Origin of the sequence: Streptomyces sp. NPDC001594 (assembly GCF_042893675.1) — a bacterium.
Classification (GTDB): Bacteria; Actinomycetota; Actinomycetes; order Streptomycetales; family Streptomycetaceae; genus Streptomyces.
In genome coordinates this window covers 170704-185809 of record NZ_JBIAVB010000009.1, presented here as the reverse complement: position 1 = coordinate 185809, position 15106 = coordinate 170704, and the positions used below count along the sequence as shown (strand labels likewise).

Sequence of the window (15106 nt, the reverse complement as noted above, 5' to 3'; positions counted from 1 at the left end):
CCCACGACCGGGCCGAGGTACGCCCAACCCTACAGCCGGCGGGCGAAGCGGTCGAGGGCGCCGAGCACGTGGCCGGTCGTCGTATCGCCGCCCAGGTGACCGGCGTCGTCGACGACGACCAACTCGGCGCCGGGCCAGGCGCGGGCGAGTTCCCACGCGGTGTCCAGCGGGCCCGCCAGATCGAGCCTGCCGTGCACCAGGACGCCCGGGATGCCGGCCAGCCGAGCAGCGTCGCGGAGCAGGGCGCCTTCCTCCAGCCAGGCGCCGTGCGAGAAGTAGTGGGCGCAGATGCGGACCAGGGCCAGTCGCGCGGCCGGCGGGCGGTCGCCGTAGGGCTGGGACGTGCCGTCCGTCTCCCCGGACAGGACGGCGTCCTCCCAGGCACACCAGTCGGCGGTGGCCTTGTTCCGCACGGCGGGATCCGGGTGCTCGGTGAGCCGCGCGTACGCGGCGACGAGGTCCCCGTCGCGCGCGGTACCGGGGGCTCCCGCCAGGAAGCGTTCCCACTGCTCGGGGAAGAAGCGGCCCGCGCCCCGGTAGAGCCAGTCGATCTCCGAGCGCCGGGTCGTCGTCACGGACGAGATGACGATCTCCGACACCCGCTGCGGGTGCGTCTCGGCGTACGCCAGGATCAGTGTGGAGCCCCAGGAGCCGCCGTACAGCAGCCAGCGGTCGATCCCCAAGTGCTCGCGCAGGCCCTCCATGTCGGCGATCAGGTGCCCGGTGGTGTTGTGCCGCATGTCGGTCGCGGGGTCGCTCGCGTGCGGGGTGCTGCGACCGCAGCCGCGCTGGTCGAACAGGACGACCCGGTACCGCTCCGGGTCGAAGTACCGCCGTACGCCTGTGCCGCAGCCGGAACCCGGGCCGCCGTGCACCACGACCGCGGGCTTGCCGTCAGGGTTGCCGCAGACCTCCCAGTACAGGAGGTTGCCGTCACCGACGTCGAGCATCCCCTCCTCGTACGGCTCGATCGCGGGGTACAGCTCACTCATTCCCGACTCCTTCCGGCGCCTCGACCGCTCACGGCCCCGTGTTCCCCTTGAAGTCGCCCACGTTGATCAGGCTCACCCGGTTGCCAGTGGCGTCCCATTTCACATGCTTGCGCGCGCCCCAGTAGTAGAGGTCGTAGCCCATGAGGTCGCCGTACGCCCCCTCCTCACGCACCAGATCGGGCGTGCCGAACACATCCAGCAGCTCTCGTACGAGGTCAGGTGGGCGAAATGGGACAGATGCGGCCCGTAGATCGCGAAGCCGACGACGAGCCCGCCGCTGACCTTGTAGGTGAGTTCCTCGGCGCAGTACAGGAATCCGTCCGAACGGACGGTGTGGTCGATGACCTGGTCGAGCGTCAGCCGCCGCCCGTCGGAGTCGTGGTACTCGCTGTCGATGTCGTCCCCGCCGCGATACCGGGCGACCACGGACGACTGGGCCTCGAGGATCCTCTGGCGGGGAATGCTGTCGGCGGGCGCTCCCAGGGCTATGCCGCCCATCCGGATCGCCGTGAGGTCGAGGTGCGGCTGGGACAGGACGTCCAGGTTCTCCAAGATCTCCATCACCGTGGGAGTCTACGTCCGAGCCGTCCGGGACGTTCCCCGTCATGCCGGGGCCACGGCGGCGCCCACCCCACGCACGAAGCCTGTCGCGCCACCCGGCTACGGCACCCCCACCAGCCCCCAACCGCGCCCGGCGGCCTCCCCGACCACACCGCCCCACTCCCGCAGCAGCGCGGCGAACCCCTCGAAGGTGTCCGGACGGCCCACCCAGCCCTCGCACTCGGCGGCGAACGGCGCACGCAGCACGTCGAGGCACGGCTCCACCTCCTTCCAGGCGGAAACCTTCCTCTCCATCGCCTCCGGAGGGCAGACCAGCAGAAGGTGCGGGCGCCAGGGATCGGCGGACGGCGGGAAGAACCCCTTCGCGCCGCTCAGGGCAGGATCCTCGTCCGGATCCGCGTTCCAGATGAGACCGGAGAGGAAGGCGTCCATCGCCTCCCGCACGGACGCGTCGACCAGCGGCCGCATGTCCGCCCACCCGTCGCCGGCGCGGGAGTGCGGCCGGTAGGAACCGGTGGTCGTGAAGAACTCGTACTCGGCGCACCACTGGGCCCCCGGGTCCGCAGGCCACCGCCACCCGCCGGCCAGCGGGCCCGGCGGCCCGACCGCGTCGTCGAGCGCGTCGATCCGTTCTCCGACGGGGAAGACGCCCAACCGCTGCCAGTCCGCCATGAACAGAGCCAGGTCCAGTCCCATGAGCCGCAGCATAGGCAGGCGATCGGGCACACAGTCGAGCAGCGCCACAAGACGACCACCCAGCGAGGGCACCCGGTGCTGGCGGGGTCGTCGCGGGACACGACCGTCCCTGCTGGAGCCCGCCGGCCACCCGGCCGTCCAGCCCTACCGCGACGCCCTCGCCCGGACGGCATCCCCGTCGCCGCCTGCGCGCCCGGGGCGTCCGCTTCACCCGGGAACCCCTCGGCGCCCTCGGCGCCCGTGGCGTATCCGCCCCCGGACCGGGCACACGGCAGGGCATGGACGCATGGAACGACAGCCAGGCCGGCCGTCCGGACGAAGCGGACACCCCCGGCCCGGCGGGCGAGGGCGAGGAGGAACGGCGATGAAAGCGCTGACCTGGCACGGCAAGGCGGACGTACGCGTCGACACCGTGGCGGACCCGGTGATCCAGGACCCCTCCGACGTGATCGTCAAGGTGACGACCACCGGCCTGTGCGGCTCCGACCTGCACCTCTACCAGGTGTTCGGTCCCTTCCTCGAAGCGGGCGACATCCTGGGCCACGAGCCGATGGGCATCGTCGAGGAGGCGGGGATGGACGTCACCGCGGTCCGCCCCGGCGACCGGGTCGTCGTGCCCTTCAACGTCTCCTGCGGTACCTGCTTCATGTGCGCCCGCGGCCTGCACTCGCAGTGCGAGACCACCCAGGTCCGTGAGCACGGCAAGGGCGCTGCGCTCTTCGGCTACACCAAGCTCTACGGCCAGGTCCCCGGCGGACAGGCCGAGTACCTGCGGGTGCCCTTCGGCAACACCCTGCCCGTCAAGGTGCCCGAAGGGCCGCCGGACGACCGGTTCGTCTACCTCTCCGACGTGCTCCCGACCGCCTGGCAGGCCGTCCGGTACGCCGACGTACCGGAGGGCGGCAGCCTCGCCGTGATCGGCCTTGGGCCCATCGGCGACATGTGCACCCGCGTGGCGGCCCACCTCGGTGTGGAGACGGTGATCGGCATCGACCTCGTGCCCGAACGCCTGGACCGCGCCCGGCGGCACGGTGTCCACACCCTCGACCTGCGACAGGACGAGGACCTCGTGGCGGCCGTGCGCGACCTGACCGGCGGCCGCGGCCCCGACGCGGTCATCGACGCGGTAGGGCTGGAGGCGCACGGCTCGACGGCGGCGGCCGGGGCCCAGACCCTGACGGGGCTCCTGCCCGACTCCCTGGCGGCCCGCCTGATGAAGCGCGCCGGCGTCGACCGCCTGGCCGCCCTCAACCTGGCCATCGAACTGGTCCGCCGCGGCGGGACGATCTCGCTGTCCGGGGTCTACGGCGGCATGGCCGACCCCCTCCCGCTGCTGACCCTGTTCGACAAGCAGGTCCAGCTGCGGATGGGACAGGCCAACGTCCGGCGCTGGATCCCCGACCTCCTGCCCCTGGTCTGCGACGGGGACCCCCTCGGCGTCGAGGACTTCGCCACCCACCGCCTCCCCCTGGACGAGGCACCCGAGGCCTACGAGATGTTCCAGAAGAAGCAGGACGGAGCGATCAAGGTGCTCTTCACCCCCTGACCGGCACCCCGGATCAGCGGACGGGCTCGGCCGCCCGCGCGAGCAGGGCCGCCGACTCCGCCGGCGTGAGGGCGCGGTCGTAGACGAGCTCGCCGGTCATCCCGGGGAAGAAGCGCCCGGCGGGCCAGCTCCTCTGGTACGCGGGCGGGTCGAGGACCACGAGGCGGACGCCGTCGACGACGGGGATGTCCGCCGGCTTGCCTTCGTTCCAGATCCACTCGCCGTCGGCGCCGACCAGGTCGAAGGAGCCGGTGGTCGGCACCATCCCCGGCTGGTCGCGGCAGCAGGCGACGGCCTCCGCCGACGGCGCCCGCCCCTCCACGAGGCCCCGGCCGATCAGGGCGTCGGCCAGGAGCGTGTGCAGCTGGAAGTTGTCCCCGATCCCGGAGGCGCGCAGCGCGAAGCCGGCGCCGGTGGCGCGGTCGAGCGCGACGAGCGGCTCGTCGTCGAGGACGGCGAGCGCGTACGCGAGGCACTTGAACGGCTCGCCCGACAGCTCCGCCACCCGTGCGACGGCCGCCGCCAACTCCTGCCGGCCGGGGACCTCGCGGCGCACCCGCGGGGAGTTGAGCATGGCCACGCACGCCATCTCGAACTGCGGCAGCGCCTGCCAGGCCATGACGGGCTCGAAGCCGATCCGCTCGAAGTCGGCCTCTTCCAGGCCCTCGCCCTCGTGGCCGGGAAGCCCGCCGCGGCCCCCCTCCGCCCACCGCTCGCAGAAGACCGCAGCCTGGCCGAAGGCGTCCCCGGCAACCGCGAACACGGCGGGCGCGCAGGCCAGCGGGTCGGCGCCCCGCTCGACGCACGCCCCGATCAGCACGGCCACCACGGCGCGCGGCCCGGGCGGCACCTGCCCGAGCAGAGCGGCGAGCCGAGGCCCCGCCGCCCGCAGGTCCGGGTCCGCCGCCTTGGCCACACCCTGCGTCAGCCGCGCGAAGGCACGCTCCGCCGCGTCAGCGTCCTGGGCCCGCACAGCCGCCTCGAAGGCCCCTACGGCGGCCGAAAACCGCCCACGTCCGAATATCACCTGCGCACCCTAGCCGACGCCGGATGAGCACCGAAGGGGACCCGGCAGGGCCGGTGGTCAGACGGTGAGAAACTGTGCGGGTGACGGCAACGAACGACGACATCGAGAAGGCGGCGGGCGTGCTGCGCGCCGGCGGCCTGGTAGCCCTGCCCACCGAGACCGTCTACGGTCTGGGTGCCAACGCGGAAGATCCCGCCGCCGTGGGCAGGATCTTCGAAGTGAAGGGCCGCCCGCCCTCGCACCCCCTCATCGTGCACATCGCCGACGGCGACCAGCTCGGCGACTGGGTGGAAGAGGTGCCGGACACGGCACGGGTACTTGCCGAGGCGTTCTGGCCGGGTCCGCTCACGCTGGTCCTGCGACGCGGACGGCGGGTGCCCCTCGAAGCCACCGGGGGGCTGGAGACGGTTGCCGTGCGCGTGCCCGACCACCCCGTCGCCCTCGCTCTGCTGTCCGCGTTCGGCGGCGGGGTGACCGCTCCGTCGGCCAACCGCTTCGGCTCGGTCAGCCCCACCACCCCCCAGCACGTCCGCGCGGAACTCGGCGACGCCGTGGACTTCGTCCTGGACGGCGGCTCCTGCGAGGTCGGCGTCGAGTCGACCATCGTCGACGTCACCTCGGACGTCCCGAGCATCCTGCGGCCCGGCGGAGTGACGGCCGAGGACATCGAAGCGGCCCTGGGATACCCGCCGGCGGCGCCGTCGGCCGCCCCCGTCCGCGTTCCGGGGCAGCATCCCTCCCACTACGCCCCGCGTGCGCGGGTCGTCCTCGTGGAGCCCGAGCAGGTCGTCGCCGAAGCGGAACGCGCACAGGAGCTGGGCCACCAGGTGGGCGTCTTCCTGCCCGCCGCCTTCGCCGGCACCCCGGTGAAGGCACATGCCGTGGTGGCGGTTCCCGCCTCGACGGCCGCCTACGCCCGCGAGCTGTACGGGCTCCTGCGCGCGTTCGACCAGCGGGGCTGCGACCTGATCATCGCCTCCCTGCCTGCCGAAGAGGGTCTCGGCGCGGCCATCGCCAACCGGCTCCGCCGTGCCGCGGGCCCCCGCCCCTCGGACGCGGACCGCGCCACCCCGGGAGCCCGACCGGCCTGAGAGGGGCGCCGCGACGGGCCTCCGAGCGGGCCCGTGACGCCGGAGTCGCGGGTTTGAGATCCGTCCTCCCGGCCATACGAGCGTCCAAGTAGCTCAAGGCACCGCAGTGCCACCGGGGGAGAGGGGGGACCCGTATGACCATGCCCGAGGAGGACGGGCCCGTGTCCGTACGAGGCGCCGGATCCGCGCGGCGCCCCGGCCCGGGACGTGACGTGGTGCTCGCCCTGGGGCTGCTCGCCACCGCCGTCGCGGGCGTGACGGCCTTCGTGAGGGCCGTGTCGGCGGACGGCATCAGGCTCCCCATGGCCCCGGTCGCCGCGCTCGCCGTGCTGCTGCTCGGTGTGCTCCTGGCGAAGTGGAGCCTCGCACCCGCCCGGCGCCGGCGCGGGCCCCGCGCCCCGCGGGCCCGAGGGAGCGCGCCGTCACCCGCGGAGGACCTCCCCGACATAGGGGGGGAGGCCCTCGACCACGTCGGGGCCGACGCCGATGGCTTCGAGCACACGGTGGCGGCGCTGTGCGCCCGGGACGGCTGCACGTCGGTCGAGGTGGTCGGCGGCGCGGGCGACCTGGGTGCCGATGTCGTCGCCACGGCGGCGGACGGCCGCCGCGTGGTGATCCAGTGCAAGCACTACGCGCAGGACCACCGCGTCGGCTCGCAGGACCTCCAGCGCTTCGGCGGCACCTGCTTCGCGGTCCACGACGCCGACGTCGCCGTCCTCGTGACCACCAGTTCCTTCACCGCGCCCGCCGCCGAGTACGCCGACACCTGCGGGATCGTCCGGGTCGACGGCGAGGCGCTGGCCGCCTGGACCGAACAGCACACCCCTCCGCCCTGGGAAGCGGGCGCGAACGCCCCGGCGCCGGGCCCCGTCTCTCCGGGCGGCGCGGCATGACGGCCTGACGGCATGACGCGGATGCGGGCCACGACGGCTTCGAAGGTCGGGCAGGTCGCGGACCTGGCCTGCGGGACGTTCAGGGCCGGGGTCAGATCGTGACCCGGCCGTGGGCGGTCTCGAACTCGACCGAGACCAGGCCCGGTTCCTCGTCCTCGACCCAGGTGACGTCGATCTGGTCGAGGGGGTGGTCGGCCGGTTCGCCCAGGAATTCGGCGATGGAGGCGGCGTCGCCGGCGATGGAGACCCCGTGGATGGTGGTGGAGGTGCGCGGGCCGGCGCTCGGGCGCTCCTCGTCGGGGACCAGCCACTGCAGGAAGTAGGGCAGTTGCGGGTCCTCCAGCAGCTCCAGCAGGCCGATCTGCTGCCACCTCAGGTCGAACCCGTCGGGGCGGACGCGGTGGCCCTCGGACGAGGTGCGGCCGAGGCGGGCCTCGACCGGGGCGATGTCGTCGACGGAGACCACCCAGCCGAGCCAGCCGCCGCCCTCGGCGGCGCGGCGCGCGACCGCCTGCCCGAAGGGCGCGCGGTCGGCGGCGGGATGGTCGAGCGTGGTGACGACCTCGACGTAGGTGCCGCCGCTCAGCGGGAGGATGAAGTTGCGTGTGCCGAATCGCGGGTGCACCCCACCGTCCACGAACCCGGCTCCGAGGGCCGATCCGATCCACTGGACGGTCGAGACGAAGCTGTCGCGGGCCACGGCATAGGACACGTGATCAAGTCGCACCGCGCCATCATCACCCCCCCAACCCGTCCACGTCCCGACGCCACGCCCGCGACGCGGGGGCGGATCCGCGACCGCGGACGGGCTTCGGCCGGCCTTCCGGAGGGGGCGCACGGCGCGCGCGGTCGCCGTCGCGGGGCTCAGGACCCGGCGGCCTCGCCGGAGACCAGGCGGGCTCCTTCGATCTCCGCCCACACCACCTTCCCGTGCCCCTGGGGCTCGTAGCCCCAGCGGTCGGACAGCCGCTCGACGATGTAGAGCCCGTGGCCGCCCGGGATGCCGCGCCGGGGGGCGGGGGCGCGGCGCGGGGGGGCCGGGGAACCGTCGACCACCTCGATGCGCAGGGAGTCGCCGAGGGTGAGGACGAGCTGGAGGCACCCGCCGGCATGCAGGTTCGCGTTCGTCAGGAGCTCCGAGACGACGAGCAGGCAGTCCTCCGAGCTCTCGGTCCGGTCCCAGCCCCAGTCGCGCAGCGCCTGCCGGGTGAAGTCGCGGCCCTTCGCGACCTGGCCCCGGGCACCGTCCAGTGCCAGCTGTCGCCGCTGGCGCGCCGCCGCCGACTGCTTGCGCGGTGGATGGCCGGCCGGCGGCCCGCTGCTCTTCACTGTGCTGCACCCCCACCGTTGCGTGGCTGTCGTTCTGTGCGGTCTTTCCCCAGCCGGACGCGGACATCCGGCGGCCTCCGTCGCGGCGCGCCGTCGAGCGTCGGGACAGTGTAATGTGCCGCGTTCTCAGACGTGGTTCATATGCGGTCCCCGGACGGGAGCCGAAGGCGCGCACCGGCCCGGTCTTCCACCGGAACTCCTAGGTGAGCATGCCGGCGCGCAGCTGCTTCAGGATGCGGGAGAGCAGTCGGGAGACCTGCATCTGCGACACACCGAGCTCCGCTCCGATCTCCGCCTGCGTCTTCTCCTGGCCGAACCTCATGTCCAGGATCAGCCGGTCCCGCGCACTGAGCTCACGCAGCAGCGGAGCGAGCGTGTGGAATTCCTCGAAGAGCTCCATGGCCGGGTCCGTGTCGCCCAGCTTGTCCGCCAGTGCCCGGGTGGGACGGCCCGCCCCCGCGGCTTCGTCCTCCTCGCAGGCGAGGTCCAGGGAGCCGCTGGTGTAGCCGTTGGCGGCGACCAGGCCGTCTATCACCTCCTCCTCCGACAGTCCGAGGTGGGCGGCGACTTCCTTGACCGTCGGGGCCCGCTTCAGCTCGTCGGTGAGGGTCTCCTGGGCCTTGGCGAGCTCGGTGCGCAGCTCCTGGAGGCGGCGCGGCACGTGCACGGCCCAGGTCGTGTCGCGGAAGTGCCGCTTGATCTCGCCGGTGATGTAGGGAAGCGCGAGCGTGCTGAACTCCACCCCGCGTTCGGGGTCGTAACGGTCGATGGCCTTGATCAGGCCGATGGTGCCGACCTGGACGATGTCGTCCATGTCGGTCCCGCCGCCGGCGGCCCGCGCCCGGAACCGACGGGCGGCGAACTGCACGAGGGAGAGGTTCATCTCGATGAGGGTGTTGCGGACGTACTGGTACGCGCGCGTTCCCTCCTCCAGGGTGCGCAGCCTCGCGAGGAACAGCCGGGACAGCTCCCGGGCGTCCGTGGGCGACAGCTCGCGCGCCAGCTCCACGTGCGGCAGGACTCCCGCCGTGGGCGCTCCCTCCGCGGCCGCGGCGTCGGCCGGGATCCGGTGGTCCGTCGCGATTTCGGGGGTGATGACTGCGGCCGAACGGGACATCATGACCGTTCCCTCCCTGTGGTCGTTGGCTGCCGATCGCGCTCATGCCCAGGGATCCGGCTCGCACGCCTCCCGCGGCACGACAGTTCCATCGCGTAGGAGAAGGGCCCTGGGCGTCGTCGTGCGGTGATCGACCGTGCATACTCCATTCCGGAACCCGTACCGTGACCCAATCGGGGAGGCACACATGAGCGGAGCAGAGGACGTGCCGTGCGACGGTGTGGTCGAGGACAGCTACGCGGCGGGGCCCGGCTGGGTCGTGGTCGCCCGCGGAGAACTGGACCAGGACACCCTGCCGTCCCTGGAGGAGGTCCTGACCGCCGCCGCGGACCGGCACCCGGTGGTGGTCCTCGACGCGAGCGCCGTCACCTTCGGCGACTCCTCGTTCCTCAACCTGCTCCTGCGGGTGCACCGCACGACCGCCCTGCGGGTCGCGGGGCCGGGCAACCAACTGCGCCGCCTGTTCGCCCTGACGGGAGCGGACGGGATCCTCTTGCTGTACCCCGACGTACGGGCCGCCCTCGACGCGTGACGGCAAGGTCCTCCGGCGGGGCAGGACCCCGCCCGGAGCACGTGCCGTTCAGCCGCGGGCCCGGTGCCGGGGGCGGCGCCCGCTTCCCCGGGTGACCAGCAGCAGGGCCAGCAGCATGGGCGCGATCAGCAGGATCATGGTGGCCATGACAATTCCTCTCGATCTGTCCGGCTTCCCCGCGTGTGTCCGCCCGACGGCCCCCGAAACGCGTCGGCGCGCCCCGGGCGGGTGAAGGGGCCCCACGGCGGGCCCTGCGGATGGGTTCGGGCACCCGGGGCAAGAGCGGTCCGTGACACCGAACACGCTCCCCGCGCACCGGCGCGCCCCCGCACACCGGACCCCCGCCAGACGGATCGCCGCGGCCCTCGGCCGCACCGCGGTACGGCTCTGGGACGACAACGTCGCCGACCACGCGGCGGCGCTCACCTACTACGCCGTCCTCGCCCTGGTGCCCGCGCTCCTCGTGTGCGTCTCCCTCGTCGGGCTCGCCGGGGAAGACACGCGCGAGCGCCTGATCCTGGACCTCACCTCGTACGCCCCTCCCCAGTCGGCCCAGGTGCTCCGGGAGGCGTTGGACGGCCTCACCTCGGGTCCGTCGTCCCTCTGGCTGCTCCTCGGCAGCGCGGTCCTGAGCGCCCTGTGGTCGGCCTCCAGCTACCTGGCGGTCTTCCGCCGCGCCCTGCACGCCATGCACCGGCTGCCCGACACCCGCCCGCCCCTGCGCTCGGCGCACGTCCTGGCCCTGACCGCCGCGGCGCTGCTGGCCCTGCTGGTGACGGGCGCCGCGAGCCTGGTCGCCACCGGTCCCGTGGTCCGCCGGCTCGCCGCGGCGGCCGATCGCTCCGGCAGCGAGACGCTCACCCTCCTGCGGTGGCCGGTCCTGCTCCTGATCGTCACGGCGCTGATCCTCGTCCTCTACCGCACGGGCCCCGCCCCGGCCCGTGGCACGCGGCGCTGCCTGCCCGGCGGGGCCCTGGCGGCCCTGCTCTGGCTCGGCGCCTCGGGCCTGTTCACCCTTTACGCCGAGGCGGGCACCTACAACCGGCTGTACGGCTCCTTGGCGGGGACCGTCGTGTTCCTCGTGTGGCTCTGGGTCACCAACCTGGCGCTCCTCGCCGGGGCCCAGTTCAACGCCGTGCTCGCCCGCCGGGCCGAGCAGGGCCGGGACGGCCTCTAGTTGATGATCTCGGCGCGGTCGTCCACGCGGATCGCGGCCAGACGGTCCCGCCACACCTGGAGGGCTTCGGGCGTCTGCCGCGTCCAGTCGGTGACCTCGCCGACGATGCGGAGCGGATCCCTGCTGCGATAGGAGCGGGTGGGATTGCCGGGGAACTTCTTGTCGGTGACGTTGGGGTCGTTCTCGAATTCCCCGGTCGGTTCGACGGCGTACACGCGCGGTGTCCCGTCGCCGGCGGCGAGTTCGGCGGCGAGGCCCGCGCCGTCGCGCAGTGCGGTGAAGTAGATGTGGTTCATCACGATTTCGGGCCGGTAGTTGGAACGGAAACCCGCCGTGAGGTGATCCCCGACCCGCAGCTCGGCCTTCGTGCCGTGAAAGAACGGTCCCTCGTCCAACACCTCGTCCATCGTCGCAGGTTACCAAACCAGGCCGTGCTCCGAACGGGCCTCGTACGGATGCGTGGTGTCCGCTTGCTGCTTAGTTTTACCGAGAAAGCCGAAAAGTCGTGTTCCTCCCTTCCGGTCCCTGTGAGAAAGGCCTTCCATGAAGCGACTGCCCCTGATCGGTGTTCTGTGCGTCAGCGCGGTGTTCGGCCTCGCCGCCTGCTCCGACAACAAGGACGAGAACGCGGCCGAGGAGCAGGCCACCCAGGCCGCCGCCGACCTGTGCACCGACCTGAACGCCCTCAAGGCGGACAACGCCAAGCTGAAGGCCCTCAACCCCTCCTCCGCGACGAAGGACCAGGTCAAGGACGCCTACGACGCCGTCCAGAAGGACTGGTCGAACGTCAAGGAGAACCTGACGAAGATGAAGCAGGCGCAGCAGGAGGCGGTCAAGGACGCCGCCGAGAACCTGAAGAAGGGCTACGAGGCCCTGCCGGGCGACACCACGGGCAAGGACGCGCTCACCAAGCTCCAGCCGCAGATCCAGAAGCTGGACGAGGCCTCGACGGACGCCTCGACCGGCCTCAAGTGCTGACGGCGGACGGGCTCCGGCGGTAGCGCCCCGGCCGGGCGACGGCCTGCAGTCGCCGCCGCTCGGCCGGGCGGTCCCGGACCCGGCCCGGCGCCGACGGCGGCCATGGCGGCCCCGCGCCGTCCGTCCCGCCCTGCGGGTGGGAACCACCCCGCCTAACCTGGGAAGAACTGAGGTCCAGGCCGGTGAGGAGGCCGCCGTGAGCCGTGCAGAGAGGCGACACCGCCGGTACCGGAAGGCCTGCGTGGGGCTCGCCACGGCGGGCCTCCTCGCCCTCCCGGCGACCGGTGCCCTCGCCCGCCCGCCGCAGCCCGCCCCCCGGCCGACCGCCTCGGCGGAGCCCTCCCCGGCGGCCGGCTTCCCCACCCTCGACGACGCCACGGCCGCGAAACTGGACCGGGCTGTCCAGGACGTGCTGAGGAAGACCGGCGTCCCGGGCGTCGTCGTCGGCATATCCGCACCCGGCAAGGGCACGTACACGCGGGCCTTCGGCGTCGCCGACAAGGCGACGAAACAGCCGATGGCGACGGACGTGTACTCCCGCATCGGCAGCGAGACCAAGACGTTCACCGTGACGGCGCTGCTCCAGCTCGCCCAGCAGGGCAAGGTCGACCTGGACGACTCCATCGGCACGTACGTCAAGGGCGTGCCCAACGGCGACAAGGTGACCCTGAGGGAACTCGCGGGCATGCGCAGCGGACTGCTCAGCTACACGGCGACCGAGACCTTCTACAAGGCGCTCACCACCGACCCGACGCGCCACTTCACCCCCCGGGAACTGCTGGACTACGCCTTCAAGGCGCCCAAGCCGGAGATCCTCGCACCGAACACGCGGTTCAACTACTCCAACACCAACCTGATCCTGCTCGGCCTGGTGGTCGAGAAGCAGTCCGGGCTTCCGCTCCCCGCCTACATCCGCGACCACATCCTGCGCCCCGCCGGAATGAACCGCACCAGCTTCCCCGACGACGCCTCGTTCCCCACCCCGCACGCCCAGGGCTACACCCGGCAGACGGCGTCGGCGAGGACCCAGAACGCCACCGACTGGAACCCCTCCTGGGGCTGGGCCGCCGGCGCGATGATCTCCGACCTGCACGACCTGCGGATCTGGGCCAAGACCCTGGCCACCGGCGTCTTCCCCGACGGCACCCGGATGGTCGTCCCCGACCTGCAGAAGCAGCGCCTGGACACCCGCCCCACCGGCATCCCCGGAGCGGACTACGGCCTCGGCATCTTCGACGTGCAGGGCTGGATCGGCCACAACGGTTCGCTGCCGGGCTACGAGTCCCTGACCGTGTACCTGCCCGGCCAGCAGGCGACCCTGGTGGTCCTGCTCAACACCGACATCCCGTACGGGCCGCGGCAGGAGGAACCGAGCACCGTCTTCGGCCAGGCGCTGACCGGCATCCTGACCCCCGACCACGTCTACAACCTTCCGGCGGCCGTCCAGAAGGACATGACGCCCTCACCCACGGGCTGATGCTCCCCATGGCCGAGGTCAGCATCCGACAGGTCGGTGACCTGGACGTCACCGTCGTCGACGTCACCGGCACGCTCGCCTACCAGGCGCCGGACCAGGAGCTGACGCGGGCCGTCGCCGCGCTCGTGGAAGCCGGACGGACCAGGATCGTGATCAACCTGCTCGAGATCACCGCGGCCGACCAGTACGGATTCCGCGACCTCGCCGACTGCTACGTCCTGGCCTCCGGCCAAGGCGCCCGGCTGAGACTGGCCGCCTTCGACCCACAGGTGCGCGAACTGCTCGCAGCGGGCCACCTGGGCAGCGTCTTCGACGTCTTCTGCTCCGAGGAGGCGGCCGTCAGCAGCCTCACGTGAGCGCGCGCCTGCGGGCCGGGGCGCCGGCCCCCGATGTTTGAACCCCGCCGCAGCGAGCACCGGCGAGAGGTACGTGCGGAGGCGGCCGGGCGCCGCGGGGTGGGGCGAAGGAGCGGATCATGGCCGTACAGCGGGACAGCGCCGGTGTGATCACCGGCCCATCCCCGAAGACCGCACAGGACGGCGAGACCCGGGTCACGGTGTGGGTGGCGCTCGCGGCGAACCTCGTGATCTGCGGGGCCAAGGCCGTGGGAGGGGTGGTCGCCGGGTCACCGGCCCTGCTCTCGGAGGCCGCCCATTCGGTGGCCGACAGCCTCAACGAGGTGTTCCTCCTGGCCTCCGTCAGCCGCAGCAGGCGCCCGGCCGACGAGCGGCATCCCTTCGGCTACGGCAAGGAGCGGTTCTTCTGGTCGCTGCTCGCCGCGGTCGGGATCTTCGTCACGGGCGGGTGCTTCTCGGTGTTCCAGGGAGTGGAAGCCTTCCGCGGCGGCGGCGGGGAAACGCGCGAGGGGTACCTGATCGGCCTGGCGGTCCTGTTCGTCGCCCTCCTCGCCGAAGGCGGCTCGCTGCTGCGCGCCGTCCTCCAGGTCCGGCGGGCCGCACGGGCGGCCGGCCACGGGCTGGCCGAGGAGGTACGTGCCGGGCGCGATCCGGCCCTGCGGACCGTGCTCGCCGAGGACGGCACCGCCTGTGTGGGCGTGCTTCTCGCGATGGCGGGGATGGCACTCCACCTGGCGACCGGGCAGGTGGCGTACGAGGCCTGCGCCTCCGTCCTCATCGGCCTCCTGCTCGTGTACGTGGCGTACGTGCTCGGCAAGGGCGCCCGGGCCCACCTGATCGGCGAGGCCGCCGACCCGCGCCTGCGGGACGAGGTGCAGTCCTTCCTCGACGGACAGCCCGAGATCGACTCCGTGACCGCCCTGCTGACCATGCGACTGGGGCCCGACGCGGTGCTGCTCGCCGCCGGCATCGACCTGACGGCCGGCTACGACAGCGAGACCGTCGAGGACGCGATGGTACGCGTCCGCACCGAGCTGAAGCGGCGCTGGCCCGAGCTGGACCAGGTCTTCCTGGACGTCACGGATGCCGCGGCGGCCCGGCGGTCCGCCGATGCCGCCCGGGCGCGAGAACGGGCGCCGGAAGGGTAAAGAGTTCCCCAAAGAGCCCCGCCGATGCGTGGTAGGGGCCGCCACCCGGTGTGCCTGTCCTGCGGAAACGCAAAGCCACATCCGTGAAGGCGGGAAGTGCGGACGGGATACCCCGCGCATTCCATAACTCCGCATAACGGGACACTCGACCCCCATCGATGGGCGTGACAGAGGTCATTCCACGGA

At 72.6% G+C, this 15106-nt stretch carries 17 protein-coding genes; 9 read left to right on the top strand and 8 right to left on the bottom strand.

Annotated elements, in window-relative coordinates; genetic code table 11:
- Positions 1-29 precede the first annotated feature (29 nt).
- The 3 genes from pip to ACFY0O_RS19845 all read right to left on the bottom strand — a co-directional run bounded on the left by pip (position 30) and on the right by ACFY0O_RS19845 (position 2249).
- The gene (gene pip, locus ACFY0O_RS19855) at positions 30-992 is read right to left on the bottom strand and encodes a prolyl aminopeptidase (RefSeq protein WP_388948055.1); all 963 of its coding nucleotides are present in this window, start codon (positions 990-992) and stop codon (positions 30-32) included.
- A 99-nt stretch (positions 993-1091) separates the two neighbouring features.
- Positions 1092-1556 (bottom strand): hypothetical protein, encoded by a 465-nt coding sequence (locus ACFY0O_RS19850; RefSeq protein ID WP_388948053.1) that lies wholly within the window; start codon positions 1554-1556, stop codon positions 1092-1094.
- A 96-nt stretch (positions 1557-1652) separates the two neighbouring features.
- Positions 1653-2249, bottom strand: coding sequence for a hypothetical protein (locus tag ACFY0O_RS19845; RefSeq protein ID WP_388948052.1), 597 nt, complete (start codon positions 2247-2249; stop codon positions 1653-1655).
- Positions 2250-2613: 364 nt separating this feature from the next.
- On the opposite strand from ACFY0O_RS19845, the gene ACFY0O_RS19840 reads away from it, so the two are divergent.
- Positions 2614-3795 carry a zinc-dependent alcohol dehydrogenase gene (locus tag ACFY0O_RS19840; protein WP_388948050.1) on the top strand — a complete coding sequence of 394 codons (1182 nt, stop codon included), beginning with the start codon at positions 2614-2616 and terminating at the stop codon, positions 3793-3795.
- Positions 3796-3808: 13 nt separating this feature from the next.
- Here ACFY0O_RS19840 and ACFY0O_RS19835 read toward each other — a convergent pair whose 3' ends face one another.
- Positions 3809-4822, bottom strand: coding sequence for a hypothetical protein (locus ACFY0O_RS19835; RefSeq protein ID WP_388948048.1), 1014 nt, complete (start codon positions 4820-4822; stop codon positions 3809-3811).
- Between the two features lie 80 nt (positions 4823-4902).
- Between ACFY0O_RS19835 and ACFY0O_RS19830 the strand changes: the two genes are divergently transcribed.
- Both ACFY0O_RS19830 and ACFY0O_RS19825 read left to right on the top strand, forming a co-directional pair.
- A complete protein-coding gene (locus ACFY0O_RS19830; protein WP_388948046.1) occupies positions 4903-5913 on the top strand; it encodes an L-threonylcarbamoyladenylate synthase in 1011 nt (336 codons plus the stop codon).
- Positions 5914-6047: 134 nt separating this feature from the next.
- Positions 6048-6806, top strand: coding sequence for a restriction endonuclease (locus ACFY0O_RS19825; protein WP_388948044.1), 759 nt, complete (start codon positions 6048-6050; stop codon positions 6804-6806).
- A 91-nt stretch (positions 6807-6897) separates the two neighbouring features.
- On the opposite strand, the gene ACFY0O_RS19820 is transcribed toward ACFY0O_RS19825, so the two are convergent.
- The 3 genes from ACFY0O_RS19820 to ACFY0O_RS19810 all read right to left on the bottom strand — a co-directional run bounded on the left by ACFY0O_RS19820 (position 6898) and on the right by ACFY0O_RS19810 (position 9252).
- On the bottom strand, positions 6898-7533 hold the full coding sequence (locus ACFY0O_RS19820; RefSeq protein WP_388948043.1) for a VOC family protein: 636 nt from the start codon (positions 7531-7533) through the stop codon (positions 6898-6900).
- Positions 7534-7670: 137 nt separating this feature from the next.
- A complete protein-coding gene (locus tag ACFY0O_RS19815) occupies positions 7671-8135 on the bottom strand; it encodes an ATP-binding protein (protein WP_388948041.1) in 465 nt (154 codons plus the stop codon).
- Positions 8136-8334: 199 nt separating this feature from the next.
- The gene (locus ACFY0O_RS19810; protein WP_388948230.1) at positions 8335-9252 is read right to left on the bottom strand and encodes a SigB/SigF/SigG family RNA polymerase sigma factor; all 918 of its coding nucleotides are present in this window, start codon (positions 9250-9252) and stop codon (positions 8335-8337) included.
- A 187-nt stretch (positions 9253-9439) separates the two neighbouring features.
- Between ACFY0O_RS19810 and ACFY0O_RS19805 the strand changes: the two genes are divergently transcribed.
- Positions 9440-9784, top strand: coding sequence for an STAS domain-containing protein (locus ACFY0O_RS19805; protein ID WP_388948039.1), 345 nt, complete (start codon positions 9440-9442; stop codon positions 9782-9784).
- Between the two features lie 289 nt (positions 9785-10073).
- Positions 10074-10961, top strand: coding sequence for a YihY/virulence factor BrkB family protein (locus tag ACFY0O_RS19800; protein WP_388948037.1), 888 nt, complete (start codon positions 10074-10076; stop codon positions 10959-10961).
- On the opposite strand, the gene arr is transcribed toward ACFY0O_RS19800, so the two are convergent.
- Positions 10958-11368: an NAD(+)--rifampin ADP-ribosyltransferase gene (gene arr / locus ACFY0O_RS19795; protein WP_388948035.1), complete on the bottom strand. Its 411-nt coding sequence runs from the start codon at positions 11366-11368 to the stop codon at positions 10958-10960. The genes ACFY0O_RS19800 and arr overlap by 4 nt on opposite strands.
- A 136-nt stretch (positions 11369-11504) precedes the next feature.
- Between arr and ACFY0O_RS19790 the strand changes: the two genes are divergently transcribed.
- From ACFY0O_RS19790 to ACFY0O_RS19775, 4 genes are all read left to right on the top strand, one after another.
- On the top strand, positions 11505-11939 hold the full coding sequence (locus ACFY0O_RS19790) for a type IV pili methyl-accepting chemotaxis transducer N-terminal domain-containing protein (RefSeq protein ID WP_388948033.1): 435 nt from the start codon (positions 11505-11507) through the stop codon (positions 11937-11939).
- A gap of 196 nt (positions 11940-12135) precedes the next feature.
- A complete protein-coding gene (locus ACFY0O_RS19785; protein ID WP_388948032.1) occupies positions 12136-13416 on the top strand; it encodes a serine hydrolase domain-containing protein in 1281 nt (426 codons plus the stop codon).
- Positions 13416-13772 carry an STAS domain-containing protein gene (locus tag ACFY0O_RS19780; protein ID WP_388948030.1) on the top strand — a complete coding sequence of 119 codons (357 nt, stop codon included), beginning with the start codon at positions 13416-13418 and terminating at the stop codon, positions 13770-13772. Before ACFY0O_RS19785 ends, ACFY0O_RS19780 begins: the two co-directional genes overlap by 1 nt.
- A gap of 119 nt (positions 13773-13891) precedes the next feature.
- Positions 13892-14920: a cation diffusion facilitator family transporter gene (locus ACFY0O_RS19775; RefSeq protein ID WP_388948028.1), complete on the top strand. Its 1029-nt coding sequence runs from the start codon at positions 13892-13894 to the stop codon at positions 14918-14920.
- Positions 14921-15106 lie beyond the last annotated feature (186 nt).